The organism is Streptomyces sp. MspMP-M5, from assembly GCF_000373585.1.
GTDB lineage: Bacteria > Actinomycetota > Actinomycetes > Streptomycetales > Streptomycetaceae > Streptomyces.
Genome location: NZ_KB891920.1, coordinates 26,624 through 43,177, shown reverse-complemented (window position 1 = coordinate 43,177; position 16,554 = coordinate 26,624). Strand labels below are relative to the sequence as shown.

General features: G+C 67.6%; 12 protein-coding genes and 1 pseudogene. 7 read left to right on the top strand and 6 right to left on the bottom strand.

Annotation, left to right across the window (positions count from 1 at the left end; genetic code table 11):
• The 3 genes from B073_RS46800 to B073_RS0130705 all read right to left on the bottom strand — a co-directional run.
• The coding region (locus B073_RS46800; RefSeq protein ID WP_018541918.1) for a helix-turn-helix domain-containing protein at positions 1-224 on the bottom strand (224 nt) is incomplete at its 3' end.
• Positions 225-384: 160 nt separating this feature from the next.
• Positions 385-699, bottom strand: coding sequence for a hypothetical protein (locus tag B073_RS46795; RefSeq protein ID WP_018541917.1), 315 nt, complete (start codon positions 697-699; stop codon positions 385-387).
• A 6-nt stretch (positions 700-705) separates the two neighbouring features.
• Complete coding sequence (locus tag B073_RS0130705; RefSeq protein ID WP_018541916.1) at positions 706-2,472, bottom strand: hypothetical protein; 1,767 nt, start codon at positions 2,470-2,472, stop codon at positions 706-708.
• A 392-nt stretch (positions 2,473-2,864) separates the two neighbouring features.
• Between B073_RS0130705 and B073_RS41615 the strand changes: the two genes are divergently transcribed.
• A complete protein-coding gene (locus tag B073_RS41615; protein ID WP_018541915.1) occupies positions 2,865-3,254 on the top strand; it encodes a hypothetical protein in 390 nt (129 codons plus the stop codon).
• 215 nt (positions 3,255-3,469) lie between these two features.
• On the opposite strand, the pseudogene B073_RS48330 reads toward B073_RS41615, so the two are convergent.
• Positions 3,470-3,689, bottom strand: a pseudogene (locus tag B073_RS48330) (IS5/IS1182 family transposase); the annotation flags it as partial.
• 881 nt (positions 3,690-4,570) lie between these two features.
• On the opposite strand from B073_RS48330, the gene B073_RS46790 reads away from it, so the two are divergent.
• Together B073_RS46790 and B073_RS46785 are read left to right on the top strand one after the other, a co-directional pair.
• Complete coding sequence (locus B073_RS46790) at positions 4,571-4,903, top strand: hypothetical protein (RefSeq protein ID WP_158690261.1); 333 nt, start codon at positions 4,571-4,573, stop codon at positions 4,901-4,903.
• Positions 4,896-5,477: a hypothetical protein gene (locus B073_RS46785; protein WP_158690260.1), complete on the top strand. Its 582-nt coding sequence runs from the start codon at positions 4,896-4,898 to the stop codon at positions 5,475-5,477. The genes B073_RS46790 and B073_RS46785 overlap by 8 nt, the downstream gene beginning before the upstream one ends.
• A gap of 598 nt (positions 5,478-6,075) precedes the next feature.
• Here the strand turns inward: B073_RS46785 and B073_RS48320 are convergent.
• Both B073_RS48320 and B073_RS0130685 read right to left on the bottom strand, forming a co-directional pair.
• The gene (locus B073_RS48320) at positions 6,076-6,276 is read right to left on the bottom strand and encodes a hypothetical protein (protein ID WP_234025208.1); all 201 of its coding nucleotides are present in this window, start codon (positions 6,274-6,276) and stop codon (positions 6,076-6,078) included.
• 175 nt (positions 6,277-6,451) lie between these two features.
• Complete coding sequence (locus tag B073_RS0130685; protein WP_018541913.1) at positions 6,452-10,441, bottom strand: type VII secretion protein EccC; 3,990 nt, start codon at positions 10,439-10,441, stop codon at positions 6,452-6,454.
• 311 nt (positions 10,442-10,752) lie between these two features.
• Between B073_RS0130685 and eccD the strand changes: the two genes are divergently transcribed.
• The 4 genes from eccD (at position 10,753) to B073_RS41605 (ending at position 15,920) form a co-directional block, all read left to right on the top strand.
• The gene (gene eccD / locus B073_RS0130680) at positions 10,753-12,228 is read left to right on the top strand and encodes a type VII secretion integral membrane protein EccD (RefSeq protein WP_018541912.1); all 1,476 of its coding nucleotides are present in this window, start codon (positions 10,753-10,755) and stop codon (positions 12,226-12,228) included.
• 106 nt (positions 12,229-12,334) lie between these two features.
• A complete protein-coding gene (eccB, locus tag B073_RS0130675) occupies positions 12,335-13,906 on the top strand; it encodes a type VII secretion protein EccB (protein WP_018541911.1) in 1,572 nt (523 codons plus the stop codon).
• Positions 13,907-13,973: 67 nt separating this feature from the next.
• On the top strand, positions 13,974-15,239 hold the full coding sequence (gene mycP, locus B073_RS0130670) for a type VII secretion-associated serine protease mycosin (RefSeq protein WP_106732003.1): 1,266 nt from the start codon (positions 13,974-13,976) through the stop codon (positions 15,237-15,239).
• Between the two features lie 189 nt (positions 15,240-15,428).
• Positions 15,429-15,920: a hypothetical protein gene (locus tag B073_RS41605; protein WP_018541909.1), complete on the top strand. Its 492-nt coding sequence runs from the start codon at positions 15,429-15,431 to the stop codon at positions 15,918-15,920.
• The last annotated feature ends 634 nt before the right edge of the window (positions 15,921-16,554 follow it).

Below are 16,554 nucleotides of genomic sequence, written 5' to 3'. Positions count from 1 at the left end.
CCCAGCGCGTTGAACCGGTGCAACCACCACCGCACCGCCTTGCGACCGCACCCCAGCTCAGCCGCGATCGCCGATACCCGCATACCCGCCCAACTCAGATTCACGATTCGCGCCCGCATCACCAGATCAGCCGGCGCCTTCCGCGCTCCCGCAAGTTTGTCGATCGCCCTCTGCTCGTCAGTCCCCAAAGCCTCCCGAGCCCACAACAACGCCGGCACATCCACCCCCTACGCGATCCCAACACACCTCTTATGCCCGCAACTTGAGGAATTAAGCACTAGTCGTACTCCGTCGCGCTTTTCATCTGCTACTCCCCCCACCAATACGTGAAGTTACTCAGGCGGACCCTATCCGGGCCTTGCCGGTCGGCATGCCTTGGTCACGTCACTGCTGTTCCGGTGCCGGCAGGGGCACCGGAACAGCACGGGTCAACGCGATCACGGCGATGCCCACCAGTACCGCAATAAGCGTGGCGGAGGGCAGCCCCGGTGCGGCGGCCCAGGTGGGGACGCCAGCTGGGTGCGGCACTTGGGCGGTGAGCGGAGAAATCGCAACCAGGACGACCGCGCCTAGCGCCCAACGGCGTTTGATGCGGTATCCGGATGCGGTGGCTGCGGCCAAGATCACGAGAAGCACGCCCGCGATCAGCCCGGCCCCAGGATGGACCAGCTGCCAGTGCGGGAAGAGGCGTTGAATCATAGTCAGTCAGACTGCACCGTAGGCCGCGAACAGCGATCCGAGCAGCAGTGAGATGACAATGACGGGCCTACGGGTCGGCGGGACGATGGCGAGCAGCGGTTCGTGAGGAGGCCCGCCGCTCAGCTCGGTATCCAGCGCGGCGACCATCTTGCGCAGGCTCTTACGGCCTCGTCTGGTGAAGATGTAGCTCAAGAAGAGGGCGACCAATCCGAGCGGCAACCACATGCGGACGACCGCGCCAGGAAGCGAGGCGCCCAGCGCAAGCTGGGGGACCAGGACGGCGAAGGCCACGGCCAGGGTTATCAGACCGTGAAACATCCGCCGGCGATCGTGCTGCTTGCGCAGCGCCTGTGTGTAGCGGGCTACCTTGCCCTGCCACTCCGCAGCTCCGAACGATTTCGTCTTGGTCTCCAGGTCGGACAACACATCTCCGGCCAGCTGCCGCACCAACATGCCATCAGGCGAGAAGTAGAGAGTGTGGTCCCGCAGCGGATGTCCAAGGACGGGTGTGGCTTCCTGCTCGACCTGATCGGGGAGAGGAGGCAGGAGCATACGGCCCACCATGTCGTGCTGGCTGCTGTGTTCCCGCCACTCAAGCTCACGGGCCGAAGTGCCCTTTGGGAGATTGAGAGAGTCCTGGATCACGGGCCTGATGAAGCGCCGTACCAGCGGCGCGCAGCCGGCAGTAATGAGTGCGCCGACAGCAACCAACCCCCATCGCGTGCCGTCCATGCCTGTGATGTCAATCGGGAGGTAGTCGCTGAGCGCTTGTGGTCGGATGGCGTCCAGGGCGTGGTTGAGCTGCGCGGAGGTCCGTTCGGGAGTCAGGGTGATGAGGGGCATCGCCAGGAGCATGGTGGTGCCGGCCATGGCCTTCATCACCCCCGCCATGACTGACGCGTCGGAGAACAGCGGCAACAGGCCCCAGCTGAAGCAAAGTGAGGCGGCGGGAAGCAGCCATGACACCAGCAGCACCGCGGGACGCTGGGTCTGGCGCAGGATCGAGATGGGCTTGAGCCCCGATCCCACTCCGACGAAGCGAATGACCTTGGCCTGGTTACGCCCGTTGTCACGGGCCAGGAGCTGGTGGGCGAGGTATCCGCCCTGTGAGTGGGCGATGATGACGATGTCGTCGCAGCGCCGCTCCAGCCACCGCAGCCGGTGCTCCAAGTAGCCGAGAAGGGCCTCACGTTCGGTGTCCCGGGCAGCAGCGGTGATCACGTGGTCGGCGACGTTAAGCCGGGTGCACAGCACCCCGATGACAACGGCGGCGATGACGGCTGCCGCCCACGGGTGTGTCGTAGCCAGTCCCACCAGCGCGGAGAACAACACAGCGAGCGTGAGCAGCCGCCACCCGATGCGCATCATCTGACGTACCTCGGGACTGGTGAAGTATGCCCGCAGGCTGAGCCCCCCGCGTAGTGTGTTGAGGAACGGCCTTTCCTCCGGCGACCCGTCACCCAGCCAGAACGCGCGGTCCCGCCGGTCCGGACCGATCAGCATGAGTGCCGTCGGCAGACTGCGCCCCATGTACCTCAGCGTGAGGAGCCAGCGCAGCCACCACGGTGGCCGCCTGAAGCAGTCCGACCACACAGCTTCGGCGATTGTCACCTTGGCCGTCGGCCGCTCAGGGATACGTATCCGGGCGACGGCGTAGGCGGGCTCACCGTAGGGGGCGTCCGCGGTCGCCTCCGGGCGCTCAGGGGTCTCCTGCCAGTCGACAGCAGACCTCCCGTACGCCTGGGCTATCGGGTCGACCATGGACTTGCCCATGTGGCGCAGGACGGATCGGTCCGTCCCAGCCTTGCGGTGCTGGTTTCCCACGCCGTGTACGACGAGGTAGCCGAGTCTTCGGGCGGTGCCCGACCCGTGTCTGCTCCGGTTGCCCTGCGCCCGCTGGCCGCCTCGCCTATTGCGTTTCGCCATCCGTGACCCTCGAGTTTCTCGCCAGTCCATTCCGCGATGTGAAGATCATGGCGAGGCTCGGGCACAGAGCGCATCCGTACGAATACTTAGATCAGCCGTCGTGGGAGAGGTGGTGCGCAGCGACCGAATTCAGGAACCGCTGTGGTGAGCCATGTCCCACAGACACCGGAGAGATGGCGGTGCGGTCACCTCACCGCAACCTGACGCCCATATGGCGCCGACGCTACGGGGGCCAACGCGTGCTGTCCCTGGAAACCCCTTGCGGTGAGAACACCGCGCTGCGCGATCTGCTTGCCACCACCGCCTGCTCCGAGGACCCCCTGCTCGACTTCATCCCCGCCGACCCATGCCTCGCCGCCATTCTTACCGCCTTGGCGCCTGCGGAGCGCTCGGTGGCACTCGCGCTCGGCATGCCGGGCATCACCACATGGGCAGAGGCGGCCGAGTTCGCCGGCGCCGACGATCCCCTCGCCTTCGGGGAGCGAGTTCGGCGCAAGACCCGGCGGCTGGCCGCCGAGCAGCGGCGCCGGGCCACGAAGCGCGAGATCTCAAATGGGGCGCTGTGGCGCCCGAACCAGAACGGAGGACAGCTGAGCGGCATTGCAGGACTAGGAGGAGCGCCCCGGTGAGCAAGGGATTAGAGCCCCAGGACGAGTCGGAGCCACTTGGCGGCGAGGAGGTCGGCGGCGATGCACCACCTCGCCGGGTGGATCGAAAAGTGCGCGATGCCATCGCGACCGCAGGGGTGACATTGGTGCGGGGGCCATCTCCAGCGTGATCGCTACGGTCGCAGGAGAGGCACTGTTGCGGGCGCTGGACCTGAACTAGGGCCTTAGAGGATGTCTCACGTGGTGCGTTTTGCCAGCTTCTTGTAGCAGGTGAGAGCGGCGGCGAGGCCGGGGAAGGCGAGGAACTGTGAGCCCTTCCGCTCGTATCGGACGGTGAGGCGGCGGTAGCCGAAGAGCCAAGCGATCGACCTTGCGGTCTTCCAGCGGTGCCGGCCGAGCCGTTCGCTCGACTCGATGCCCCGGGCGGGCGATACGCGGAATGAGGCCGCGTTCGCGCCGCCAGGCGAGGTGGTCGGCGGAGAAGTACGCCTAATAGGCACCGTGAGTTGGTCGTTGGGCCAGCTCTGGCAGGGGCCCATGCTCACTACGACCGCCGGCGAGACACCGGCGACCGATACCACGGAGCCCTCCGCCATCTATTCAACCGTATGCTCGGCCAACTCCATCACTGCCTGACGTGCCGACAAATGTTCAACGAGGGCGCAGCCTTCGGTCACCCAGACCTACCAGCACTCACGGCAGTTGCTTGACTTGACCAGATAGCTGCATGGGGTGTCTTGTCGGCGCGAAGCTTGCGGCGTGGTACGCGGCGGGAGCGGATGGCGGGTATCCCGTGGATCAGTGGCTTGAGGGCGAGGCTGTCGCGGGTGTTCGCCGTGGACACAGCGACGGCCAGCGGGATGTCCTGGGCCTCGGACAGCACGTGCAGTTTGCTGCCCTTCTTGCCGCGATAGACCGGGTTCGGCCCGGTCAGCGAGCCCCCGTTTCGCCCGCACCGACGCCGCGTCGACGATCGCGGAGGTCCAGTCCAGCTCGCCCCGGGCGCCGAGTTCGTCCAGGACCGCCCGGTGCAGCCGCCGCCACAGCCCCGCTCTCGTCCACACAATGAACCGGCGGTGCGCGGTGGCGGGCGAGACGCCGAACGTCTCCGGCAGATGCCGCCAGGAAACCCGCTGGTCAGGACGTACACCACCGCCGTGAGCACAGCCCGCTCGTCTCGCGGAGCAGTCCCGCCGCCTTGCGGACGGGACTTGAACGACGGCCCCACCGCCGGAGTCGCCCGTCCAACCACCCGTCAGGTTGGAAACGGCTCCTTGTATGTGCAGAGATGCGAGAGACAGCCAACACGCAACGGGGACTGGCAATAGTCTCGGCCCATGGCGACCTTCAACCAGCAGAACCAGACCGTTTACGGCGGCCAGAACAACGCAGAGACCATCAATCAGGTCCAGTACAGGACAGAACGCATCACTCTGGAAGCAGCTCGTGAACAGCTGGACGAGGTCATCGATGTCGCGTGCGCAGAGGACTCCCAGCTTGACCAACTAGGGCGAGACGAGCTAATTGCGGCCCGTCAAGACCTGGAGACAGGTGACACCGCTACCGCAACGCGGCGCCTTGAGCGTGCACGTGCTTGGCTCGCAGATTCTGTTGGGTTGGCGACACTGGCAGCAACCGTCGGCCAGATTGCCGGGGGCTTGGGTGGCTGAAGCAAGTTTCAATCAGAGCCGACAAAGCGTCACAGGAAACCAGTACAACGCTGAGCATATTGTTTTCGGGGCGACAGGCGGGCTGGATAGGGTCCGCCATGAGCTGGTCCTTGATATATACGCAGAGGGGAATACCCTACTGGACGACTTCTGTCGCACCGTGAGAGAGGTGCCGTTTCTTCATCTCGCCGACTGGTCAAAGAAAGTCGAATACCCTAAAGAATTCGAGTCGCGGTGCGATTCACTGCTGCGCCTACTGCTGAAGGCCAAGGCGCTCGGCGTTCAGACACGCGACTCCCCGCTAGATGATGTCCTCTCGATCCTACTCACCTGGATCAGGAGCATAAGAAAATTTATCGCCGGTGACCCGACGATTCAGCGAGCAACCGCAATGGAGGCGATCTTGGTGTACATGCATTCCTCGGAACATGAAGAAGATGCGCCTACAACCGGGGATCTAGCGGAATTGTTGGCGGGGGACAAGATTCTATTGGGGTATAGCAATGTGGTACTCAGGAAATCAGTAACAGACGCCCTAGACATGCTGCGACATGCTGAATTTGGCGTCTGGTGACGCCATCGCAGACCTGACGACGGCCGGCCGGTACATCGAGATGGCGTCGCGCCCCCAAACCGGCTCTGCTCGATCTAGCCGCGCTCGCGATCTGTGGGTGAGTGAAGCGGTAGGCGGCGGTTGTCAGTGCCGTATGGGATGGTGCGTTTCAGGCCTGACTATGGGAGGGAAATGAGTACTTCGGACCGTCGTTCGTGCACCGCGCCCTGAGTGGGGAAACATTCGAGGGCGCAGGCAATTTCCCGGTCGGGCCCTGGCCAAGTGCAAGGGGCGGGGTCCGACCATAACGCCAGACGGTTTCTTAAGGCCTACCATCGGCCTAGGTCCGTCTTTTTCAGCTTTCTAGTTGGCCGGTGTGCTCGATGGAGTCGACGAATTTGATCATTTCCGTGTGGGTGGTGCTCTTGGCTGGACGCATGCTCGGCCGGGCTCCCGGCTACCTAGGCCCATTCATCACGGCGGTCTGCGAAAAAATCAATTGCCTTCACTTCGCGATCGTTGGATCGGAACAATGCACGCAGATCCGATCGAGACACCTGAGCGACCCCCGGTTGGAAGATTCCGATGAACCAAGCCCAGCAGGGAGTGTGACGACAGGTCAAGGACTGTTTTGGGCAATGTCGTCACCTGGCAAACATCTGCTCATCACAGGAATCGAGAGGGCCGCCATACCGGGCGACCTGGACTTCATCATCACCGACAGGGCGCCGCGGAACTCCTTGGCCGCACCATACGACCGCAGCGACGAGCCGCACTGCGGCCACGCCGCCGGGCTCATCGGCGCGATCACCGGACGCATAGGTGGCACTTTCGCCGAATCCAGCCCCGTGAACCGTGTGCACCCGGCCCGAACACCCTCTGGAACGACCAGTGAGCGCCGCCCGAAAGTCCTCACCTCGTATGGATGTTCCGCAGGCCGCAGGCACGGAGGCCCTATCGAGAGGCAAGGGTCGGCAGCCACCTGACTGGGCGGGCTATTGATCGGGCTGCCAGCCCAGCTGGACCAGGGATGTGCCGCGTTTGCGGGTGATGTAGTGGGCGCGGCCTGGCGGCAGGGGGCGGGGGCGGACGTTGGCGAGGACGTCGCCGTCATTGGGGTCGCCGGAGAGGATGAGGGCTTGGGCGCCGAGTTCGGTGAGGCGTTGGAGGGTGGGTTCGTAGAGGGCGCGGGAGATGCCGGCGGTGGTGCGGGTGAGGATGAGGTGGATGCCGGTGTCGCGGGCGTAGGGGAGTTTGTCGGTGAGGGTGGCTAGGGGGTTGTTGGTGGTGGTGGCGATGAGGTCGTAGTCGTCGAGGAGGACGAAGAAGCGGGGGCCGGTCCACCAGCTGCGGTCGCGGAGTTGTTGGGGGGTGACGTCGGGGGTGGGGCGGCGGCGGTCCATGAGGCCGGCGAGGGCGTTCATGTGGATGTCGAGGGTGGCGTCGGTGGGGGCGTATTCGAGGAGGTGCCCGTCCGGGACGGCGCCGAGGAGCGTGCGGCGGTAGTCGCCGACGACGATTTTGGCTTCGTCGGGGGTGTAGCGTTCGGCGATTTTGTGGGCGAGGTGGCGGAGGGTGGCGGTCTTGCCGGATTCGCTTTCGCCGAAGACGAGGAGGAAGGGGTCGGTTTCGAAGTCGGTGTAGACGGGTTCGAGGTTGGTTTCGTCGAGGCCGAGGGCGCTGCCGCGGTGGGGGAAGTCCGAGCCCTTGGGGAGGTGGGCTGCGGGGACGGTGAGGGGAAGGAGGCGGACCGCGGGGGCGGAGGGCCCGGGCCAGTTTTCCGCGACTGTACGGACGAACTCGGCAGTGTTGTCGGCGAGTTCCGTGGTGTTGCGCGTCTTGCCGGTGTGGGGGAGGGCGGTGAGGAAGTGGAGTTTGCCTGGGGTTTGGCCGCGGCCGGGGACGCCGGGTGGGACGTTGGCGGCGGTTTTGCGGTCGAACTCGGAGTCCATGGGGTCGGTCAGGCGGAGTTCCAGGCGGCCCAGGATTTGGTCCTTGAGGGCGGCGCGGACTTCGAGGTGGCGGGAGGCGGTGAGGATGACGTGGATACCGAAGCCGAGGCCGCGGGAGGCGAGGTCGGTGACGACCGGTTCCAGGTGTTCGTATTCGTCCTTGAAGGGGCCCCAGCCGTCGATGACGAGGAAGACGTCGCCCCATGGCTGGTCGGGGAGGTGGCCTTCGGCGCGGCGTCGGCGGTAGGTGGCGATGGTGTCGATGTTGTGGGTGCGGAAGTACTCCTCGCGGCGGGCGAGGATGCCGGCGACCTCGGCGACGGTGCGGCGGATGCGTTCGGGGTCCAGGCGGGAGGCGATGGAGCCGACGTGCGGGAGGCCGGCGAGGGAGCTGAGTGATCCGCCGCCGAAGTCGAGGCCGTAGAACTGGACTTCGTGGGGTGTGTGGGTGAGGGCGAAGGCGCTGATGAGGGTGCGCAGGAGGGTGGATTTGCCGGACTGGGGGCCGCCGACGACGAGGAGGTGGCCGGTGGCGCCGGAGAAGTCGTGGTGGAGGGTGTCGCGGCGCTGTTCGAAGGGCTTGTCGACGAGGCCGAAGGGGACGGAGAGCGCGCGGCCGGTGGCGGGGTAGTCGGTGGCATGCAGGCCGCGGTCGGGGGTGGTGGCCAGGGGTGGGAGGAGTTGGTCGAGGGTGGGGGCGGTGTCCAGGGGTGGGAGCCAGACGCGGTGGGCGGGTGGTCCCTGGCCGTCGAGGCGGCGGACGATGACGTCCAGGACGGTGTCGGACAGGGCGGCCGTGTCGGCCAGGGCGTCGTCGGTCGGTGTGACGGCTTCGGGGGTGGGCTGCGCGGTCGGGGTGGTGCTGGCGACCGGGACCGGGACGGGGATGGGTACGGGTGTGGCGGTGAAGAGGGCTGCGCGCTGCTGGGTGGGGAGTGTGCCGTGGTCTGTGTGGTCGGTGGTTGAGCGGTGGGGGCCGGAGACGTATGCGGCTTTGAAGCGGGTCATCTCGTCCGTGCCGTGCTTGAGGTAGCCGGAGCCGGGGACGGAGGGGAGGTGGTAGGCGTCGGGGACGCCGAGGGCGACGCGGGATTCGGCGGCGGAGAAGGTGCGCAGGCCGATGCGGTAGGAGAGGTAGGTGTCCAGGCCGCGCAGGCGGCCTTCCTCCAGGCGCTGGGAGGCGAGGAGGAGGTGGACGCCGAGGGATCGGCCGATGCGGCCGATCTGGATGAACATATCGATGAAGTCGGGCTTGGCGGTGAGCAGTTCGCTGAACTCGTCGATGACCAGGACGAGGGAGGGCAGTGGGTCGAGGGGGTGGCCGGCGGCGCGGGCCTTTTCGTAGTCGTGGATGCTGGCGAAGTTGCCGGCTTGGCGGAGTAGTTCCTGGCGGCGTTGGAGTTCGCCGCGGAGGGAGTCGCCCATGCGGTCGACGAGGGAGAGGTCGTCGGCGAGGTTGGTGATGACGGCGGCGACGTGCGGGAGGGCGGACATGCCGGCGAAGGTGGCGCCGCCCTTGAAGTCGGCGAGGATGAAGTTGAGGGTTTCGGAGGAGTGGGTGACCGAGAGGCCCAGGACGAGGGTGCGCAGGAGTTCGGATTTGCCGGAGCCGGTGGCGCCGACGCACAGGCCGTGCGGGCCCATGCCGTTCTGGGCGGCCTCCTTGAGGTCGAGCATGACGGGTTGGCCGGATTCGTCGATGCCGATCGGGACGCGTAGGCGTTCGGGTTGGGAGCGGGGGCGCCAGGTGTGGGCGGTGTCGACCTGGGCGGGGTCGCCGAGGTCGAGGAGGTCGGTGAAGTCCAGGTTGGCCAGGAGTGGTTCGTCCTCGTCGGTGCCGTCCACGTAGAGGGGTGCGAGTTGGCGGGCGAGGGTGTCGGCGCGTTCCAGGGAGAGCAGGTCTGGGGTGCCGTCGTAGGCGGAGACGGCGGATTCCAGGCGCAGGCGGGTGGGGTGGGAGGTTACCGAGAGGCCGCCGCGGGGTTCGTCGAGTTCGCCGGAGATGACCTCGATGACGGTGACGCCTTGGAGGCCCTCGGGGGCGGCGAAGGCGGAGTCGGCGGGGACCATGCCGCCGTCCAGGACGATGACGAGGTGGGGTCGGTCGAGGAGGGGTGGGGCGTCTCGGTTGAAGCGGGGGCGGTCGGCGAGGTGGGCGGCCAGGAGGGTTTCGAGTTCGGTGAGGTCGTCGGTGAACAGGCGTCGGGTGCCGGCGCCGTCGGCCGAGGTGGGCAGTTGGGCGTGGGGCAGCCACTTCGTCCACTCCCACCGGTCGATGGCGCCGGGGGCTGCCACGACGGCGACCTGGAGGTCGGCGGGCGAGTGGAGGGTGGCGAGTTGGCCGATCAGGGCTCGGGCCGTGCCCTGGGCGCAGGCTGGGTCGCCGGAGACCGTGAGGTGGTAGAAGGCGCGCAGGGAGACGGCGATCGGCATGTTGTGCAGTGAGCCGTGGGTGGCCAGGAAGCGCTGCATGATGCCGGCGGTGAGGGGTTCGAGTTCGTCGACGGGGGCGGTGTCGGGGGCGACGAGCGGGGTGGCCAGTTGCTGGGTGCCCAGGCCGATGCGGGCCTGGGCGAAGTCGGCGTCGCCGATGCGGCGTTCCCAGACGCGGCTGCCCTCGGCGACGATGGACCACAGCTGGTCGGGGGCGGGGTGGAGGTAGTGCTGGGCGTCCTGCTGGGTGGTGGCGGTGCGGCGGATGCGTCGGCGGGTCTGCGCCAGGTATTTGAGGTAGTCCCGGCGGCTCTGCGCCATCTCGCCCTGGGTGCCTCGGCGGTAGCGGACGATCTGGGCGAGGACCATGCCGATCGTCGAGACGAGCATCAGCGCGCCCATGATGCGCATGAACGGCGGCATGCCCGGCATGAAGAAGAAGACCACCGACGAGCCCATGCCGAGCATCGGCAGGAGCTGCATCAGCACGCTCTCCTGCTGGCCGCGCGGCAGCTCCGGCGGGGCCTGCAGGTGTAGCTCGTCCGTGGCGGGGCCGGGCGGAAGCGCACGCGGTGGGCGCTTGACGACGATCTGGCTCACCGAGCATCAATCCCTCGACACGAGGGAAGTTCCGTCCCGATCGCCCCCTGGCGACGGCGCCCCCCGCGTCAGGCGATCCTACTGCCGACTAATGTGACGAGTGGGAAGGGCCTCGCGGCGCGGTGGCACAAAGCCGGTCACGCGAAGCCGGTGACGCAAAGCTGCGGTGGCTACCACGGTGTGGTGGCACGATGGCGCCCCGGCATGGGGCGTGCACGGAGTGCCGCGGCGATGAGCGAGTGACCGGGCGGCCGCCTGACCGAGTGGCCGGATGACCAGGTGAGCAGGGGGCAGATCTGAACACGGTGAGCATGAGTACGGGGGCCGGCTTCCGCAGGGTCGCGGTCGTTGCCCCCGACAGCCGTATCGACGTGGCGCTGCCCGAGAACATCCCGGTCTCCGACATCTACCCGGAGATCTTGCGTCTGACCGGCCAGCGGCAGCCCCCGGGCGCACCGACCGGTTACTACCTCTTCCGCGCCGACGGCAGTGCCCTCGACAGTGCCCGCACCCTCGCCGACCAACGTGTCGTCGACGGCGAGATGCTGCACCTGCGCCCCTTCTCGCAGTCGCTCCCGCCGGCGGTCTTCGACGATGTCTCGGACGCGGTGGCCGCCGCCGTCACCCGGGACCGCCGTCTGTGGCACGACGACCTGCTGCGCGGGACGGGTCTGGTCGGGGTCGGAGTGCTGCTCGCTCTCCTTGCCCTGTTGCTGTGGTTTGCCGACCCGGTGCGGCACGACATGCACAGCCTGCCGGGCGTGGTCGCCGGTACGGCCGGTGTGCTGTTGGCCGCGTTCGCGGGGGTTAGGGCCCGGGTCTACGGGGACCAGCCGTCCGCCGTCGCATTGGGGCTGGGCGCGCTACCGGTGGTGCTGTGCGCGGGTTCGGGGATCGTCGGTCCGGATGCCGGTCACGGGGCCGGGAGGCTGCAGTTCCTGCTGGGCTGTGTCGCCGTGCTCGTCGTCTCCGTCGCCCTGGTTGCGCTGTCGCCGTCCGGTGATGCGCCGTTCATCGCTGCCACGTTCGCCGCGGCGGTCGCCACCCTGGCCGCCTTCCTCGCCATTGTCAGCGAGGCGACGGCCGTCCAGGCCGCAGCCGTCTGCGCGCCGGTCGTCATCGGTGTCATGGCTTTTCTGCCGGGGCTGGCCACGCGCCTGGCCCGGCTGCCTATCGGGTACGCCACTCCGCGCAGCCTGAGCCAGGAGCGCGAGGCGGGGGCGGAACTGAGGGGCGGTGAGGAGCCCGTCGGCTTGGAACCCGTCGACGAGGAGCGCATCGCCGCCCAGGCCCGCCGCGGGCATGAGCTGCTGCTCGGGCTGCTCGGTGGCTGTTGCGCTGTCCTCATCGGTGCCGGGGGTGTCCTCGGTTTCAGCCACTCCGCATGGGCGCAGCTCCTCGCCCTCGCCACTGGTCTGGCGACGCTGCTGCGTGCCCGGCTCTTCCGCTACACCTCGCAGGTCGCCTGCGCGGTCGTCGCCGGCCTCGCGGCGCTCTCCCTTCTCGTACTGGGCGTGGCCTTCAACCCGCCCACCGGGATGCTCAACGACTTCCTCGCAGGCGACCGCACTCCACTGGATCTGCGTACGCTGTGGCTGGCGCTGGTAGTCATCGGCGCGGTGGCGCTGGTGACGACGGTCGCGCTGACGGTGCCGAAGAAGGGGCTGACGCCGTTCTGGGGCCGGGCGCTCGACCTCGCCGACGGATTCCTGCTGCTGTCCCTGATGCCACTGTGCCTGGCGGTCCTGGACCTGTACAGCACGGCGCGGAGCATGACGAGCGGTTGAGGAAATAGAAGGCCCCGGGCCTCGGGGCCCGGGAACAAGCAGGACCGGACGGCTACCGGACGACGTCAGAAACGGCCGTAGAGGGAGCAGGGGGAAGCGCAGCGTCATGGCATCACGGCGGGACGAGCTCAACGGCTACACCTTCGCCAAGAAACGGCTGGTGGCCGCGTTCCTGCAGCCCTCCCCTGACCGTACGGACGAGGGCGCCCCGAGCCCGCTGCGCGCGGTGCTGCCCGGCCTGGTCGTCGCCGCTCTGGTCCTGGCCGGATTCGGCGCCTGGGGCATGTTCCGCCCCAAGGCCCCCAAGGGCTGGGACACCCCCGGCGCGCACGTCATCCTGGGCAGCAAATCCGCCACCTTGTACGTGGTCCTGGAGACGGGCGGCAAGAGGCAGTTGCATCCCGTCCTGAACATGGCTTCCGCCCGACTGCTCGTCAAACCCGACCGGTCCGACGTTCTCAAGGTCGACGAGAGCGAGCTGGACAACGGAAAACTCCAGCACGGCCCGACCCTGGGCATCCCGTATGCCCCCGACCGCCTCCCAGATGCCGGCGACGCGGCGAAGAGCAAGCGCTGGGCGGTCTGCGAACAACCCGGCAACAACGGCAGGTCCGTACAGAAGGCCACCTTCCTCTTCGCCGACCGCGACGCGGACAAGGTGGAGGGCCCGGGCCGGCTGCACGGCGGCCAGGCCCTCTACGTCCAAGAGAACAAGGGCTCCGGGGAATCCGGGGAATCCGGGGAAGCCGGCGGGGCTCGCTACCTGGTCGACCCGAAGGGCACCAAGTACCTCATCGACGGCGGCAGCGACACCGAACTGCTACTGCGCGCCCTGGTGGGCAGCCGACAGCCCCAGCAGGTCACCAAGGACTGGCTCGCCACCTTCCACGACGGCACGCCGATTGCCTTCCCCGCCCTGCCCGTCGGCACGGTCGCCCAGCCCGCGAACGTCAAGGGGCTCGGTGCACGGGAAAACCGCGTCGGCATGGTGCTGCGCGCGACCACCGGCGACGGCACCCAGCACTACGTCGTCCTCCCGGGCAAGGTCGTCCCCGTCTCCGACTTCGTAGCCAAGCTGCTCCTGTTCTCCCGGCAGACGGCCCCGCTGCAGCAACTCAACCGTCCCACGGAGGTGAACGCGCAATCCTTCACCCCGCAGGCTCAGCAACTGTTCGCCGAGAAGCAGTGGCCACAGGAGATGACCGAGCAGGTCAACACCGCCACGGCTCAAGGTGATCGGGGCACGGTCTGCAGTGTGCTGCGTGGGGTGTCGAAGACCGGTGGTACGGAGCTAAGCACCTGGGCCGGAAAGGATTTCCCCCAGCAGATCGCCAACGGCGGTACCAGCGCGTACGTCACCCCGGGAACAGGCCTGTTCTACAAGCAGATCCAGCCGGGAGACGCCGTCTCCGGGGCGCACTTCCTCGTCACGGACACCGGCCTGCGCTACGGCGTCCAGACCAACAACGACAGCAACGCCAAACAATCAGGCATCGGCACCACAGGCCCCGCCAAGGAACAACAATCCAGCCAAGGCTCACAGGAGACCAACCGGGCGCAGATCCTCCTCGGCTACAAGGACATCAAGCCAGTTCTGGTGCCGGCGAACTGGTCGCAGTTCCTCCCGATGGGGCCCCGGCTGGACGCAAACGCCGCCCGCCAGCCCCAGGGCTCCTAAGGAACGGGGAGACGCAGTGAGGCGGAGAAGCACACCAGCCGCATGGGCCGCAGGCACCATCCTGCTCATGGCACTGATCGGGAGCATCGCCCCCGTATCTCCAGCCTCGGTCGCCCACGCCGCCGACGGAGAGGACGTAACGCCGGTCCCTCAGGGAAACGGCGTCTGCACCTTCCCCATGAAGCAACAGATCAAAGAACGCCCCTGGGCGCTGCAACGCATCGTCTTCGACCAGCTGTGGCAGGACACCAAGGGCCGGGAGGCGCACGGCCGCCCGGTACGCGTCGCCGTCATCGACACCGGCGTCGACAACACCAACCCACAGCTGGCCGAGGCCGTCGACGCCAAGAGCGGCTGGGACTTCCTGCACAACACCAAAGACGCCGGGACAGGCACGGCGACGGATCCGAAGGCGCCGACTGACGGCACGTACGACCCGGTGGGCCACGGCACCAAGGTCGCCGGCATCATCGCCGCCCGCCCGCACGCGGGCACCGGCTTCGTCGGCCTCGCCCCCGAAGCCACCATCATCCCCCTGCGCCAGAACGACGAGAAGGGCAGCGGCAACGCCGCCACCCTGGCCCAGGCCATCCGCAAGGCCATCGCCGCCGACGCCGACGTCATCAACATCTCCCAGGACACCACCAAGCCCCTCTCCCCCAACTCCGACCTGGCGGCCGCCGTACAGGAAGCCCGGCACAAGAACATCGTTGTCGTAGCCTCAGCGGGCAACGACGGCCTCGACGGCCAGCTCAAGGACACCTACCCGGCCGCGTACGACGGGGTGCTGGCCGTCGCCTCCTCCGACCGCAACAACGAGCGCGCTCCCTTCTCCCAAAGCGGCGCCTTCATCGGCGTTGCCGCCCCCGGCGTGGACATGGTCTCCACCGTCCCCAAGGGCGGCCAGTGCGTCGACAACGGCACCAGCTTCTCCGCCCCCTACGTCGCCGGCGTCGCCGCCCTCCTGAAGGCCAAGCACCCGGACTGGAAGGAGTACCAGATCGTCGCCCAGATCGAGCAGACCGCCGAACGCACCGTCAACGGCCAGGACCCCTTCGTCGGCTGGGGCGTCGTAGACCCGGTACGCGCCCTCACCGACGACACCCACCCCATCGACCACCCCACAGCGACCAACGGCCTGACCAAGGCCACACCCCCGGACCCCACCACCTGGCCCGCAGGCGAAAGCCCGCAGGAGCGGATGGAGCGCTATGCGACCTACGGCCTGGGAGCGGGTGGCGTCGCCGTAGCGGTCATCACGGGCGCGGCCGTCGTCTGGCGAGACGCGCGCAAGCGGGGCGCACGCCCGAAAGTGCGCCGCGTCAATAAGTAGCTGTACTCACTTTTCTGGGGCCGTGGCCCGTGAGCCGGGCGGTGCGAACGACTACGCTTCTGGACATAGGAGATAGAGCGTTCCCGGCACGCATGGACGCAAGACGCCCGGCCGTTGTCAGAGGTGATGGATAGAGTGGGTCCTGACGTTGGTGATTTACGCGTAGCAGTATCCGGGGGGAAAGACGCCATGCGGGCCGACGAGACCACTGGCATGCAGGTGAACGGGGTAGCGCCACAGGGCACGAGCGCCGATCTGGCTGTTGAAGTCGAGACGCTGGGGAAGTTCAAGCAGCGGGTGGATGACCTGCTGGCGCGTTTGAAGGCATCGAACGCGAACCCGGGGACGCTCGGCGACCGCAAGATCGCTCCTGCTTCCTTCGGCCAGGGCTTCGCCGAGGCCCACGGCCTGGCCACGGCGTACGAGAAGGTGCTGGCCCAACTGGAGGCGTTCTCCAAGGCGTTCGGCGACCAGATCGAGGCACTGAGCATCGGCTCCCAGGTCGCCGAGAGCGGCTACGAGGCCATCGACGCCGACGTGAAGCACCGCCTGGCGGCCATCCAGCGCCGCACCCAGGAGCTGTACCAGGCACCGCGGCCCGAGAAGCGGCCCACCGATCCCGCCGGTTCGACCGCAGCCGGCAGGGGCGAGGGCCAGTCCGCGGGCGCCGACGGCATCTGACGCGAGGGGGGAGAGAAGACGATGGCGGGGAACTCCAGCTCGTCCGGCAGCAGCAACTTCGAGAACGCAACACACCAGGCCCTGTACGACATGGTGGCCGGCGCGGACCACACGGAGATCTCGTTCACCGGTGCCAGCCTGACCCAGGCAGGTAAGGAGATCGAGCGGATCGCCACCGAGCTCAAGGCACACGTCGAACGCGTGCAGTGGGAGGGCGAGGGCGCCGACGCCTTCCGCGAATGGAGCCACGACACCGTCAAGCAGAGCCACAAGCTGGCCCGCTTCGCCTCCACCACCGGCAACGCCCTCTCGGACGCCGGCACGGCGCTGTGGGAGGCACAGACGATGCCCCAGCCGAAACAGAACAACTCCGTTCAGCTGGACAGCGCAGCAACACCTACGGCACGCGGCGCGACCGGCGCTCCCCTGATGACGGACCCGGACCGCGAAGCGGCCGTGACGGCCATGAACCGGCTGGCCTCGTACTACCGCACGGCCCAGCACACGATCGAGAGCCAGGAGCCGCCCAACTTCAAGCCGGCGTCGGGGTTCGTGCCGGATCCGCAAGGCGGGGAAGCCGGCAGGGACGCGATGTATGTCCTGGACCGGCCGTCTGGCGTCGCGAAGGCGAACG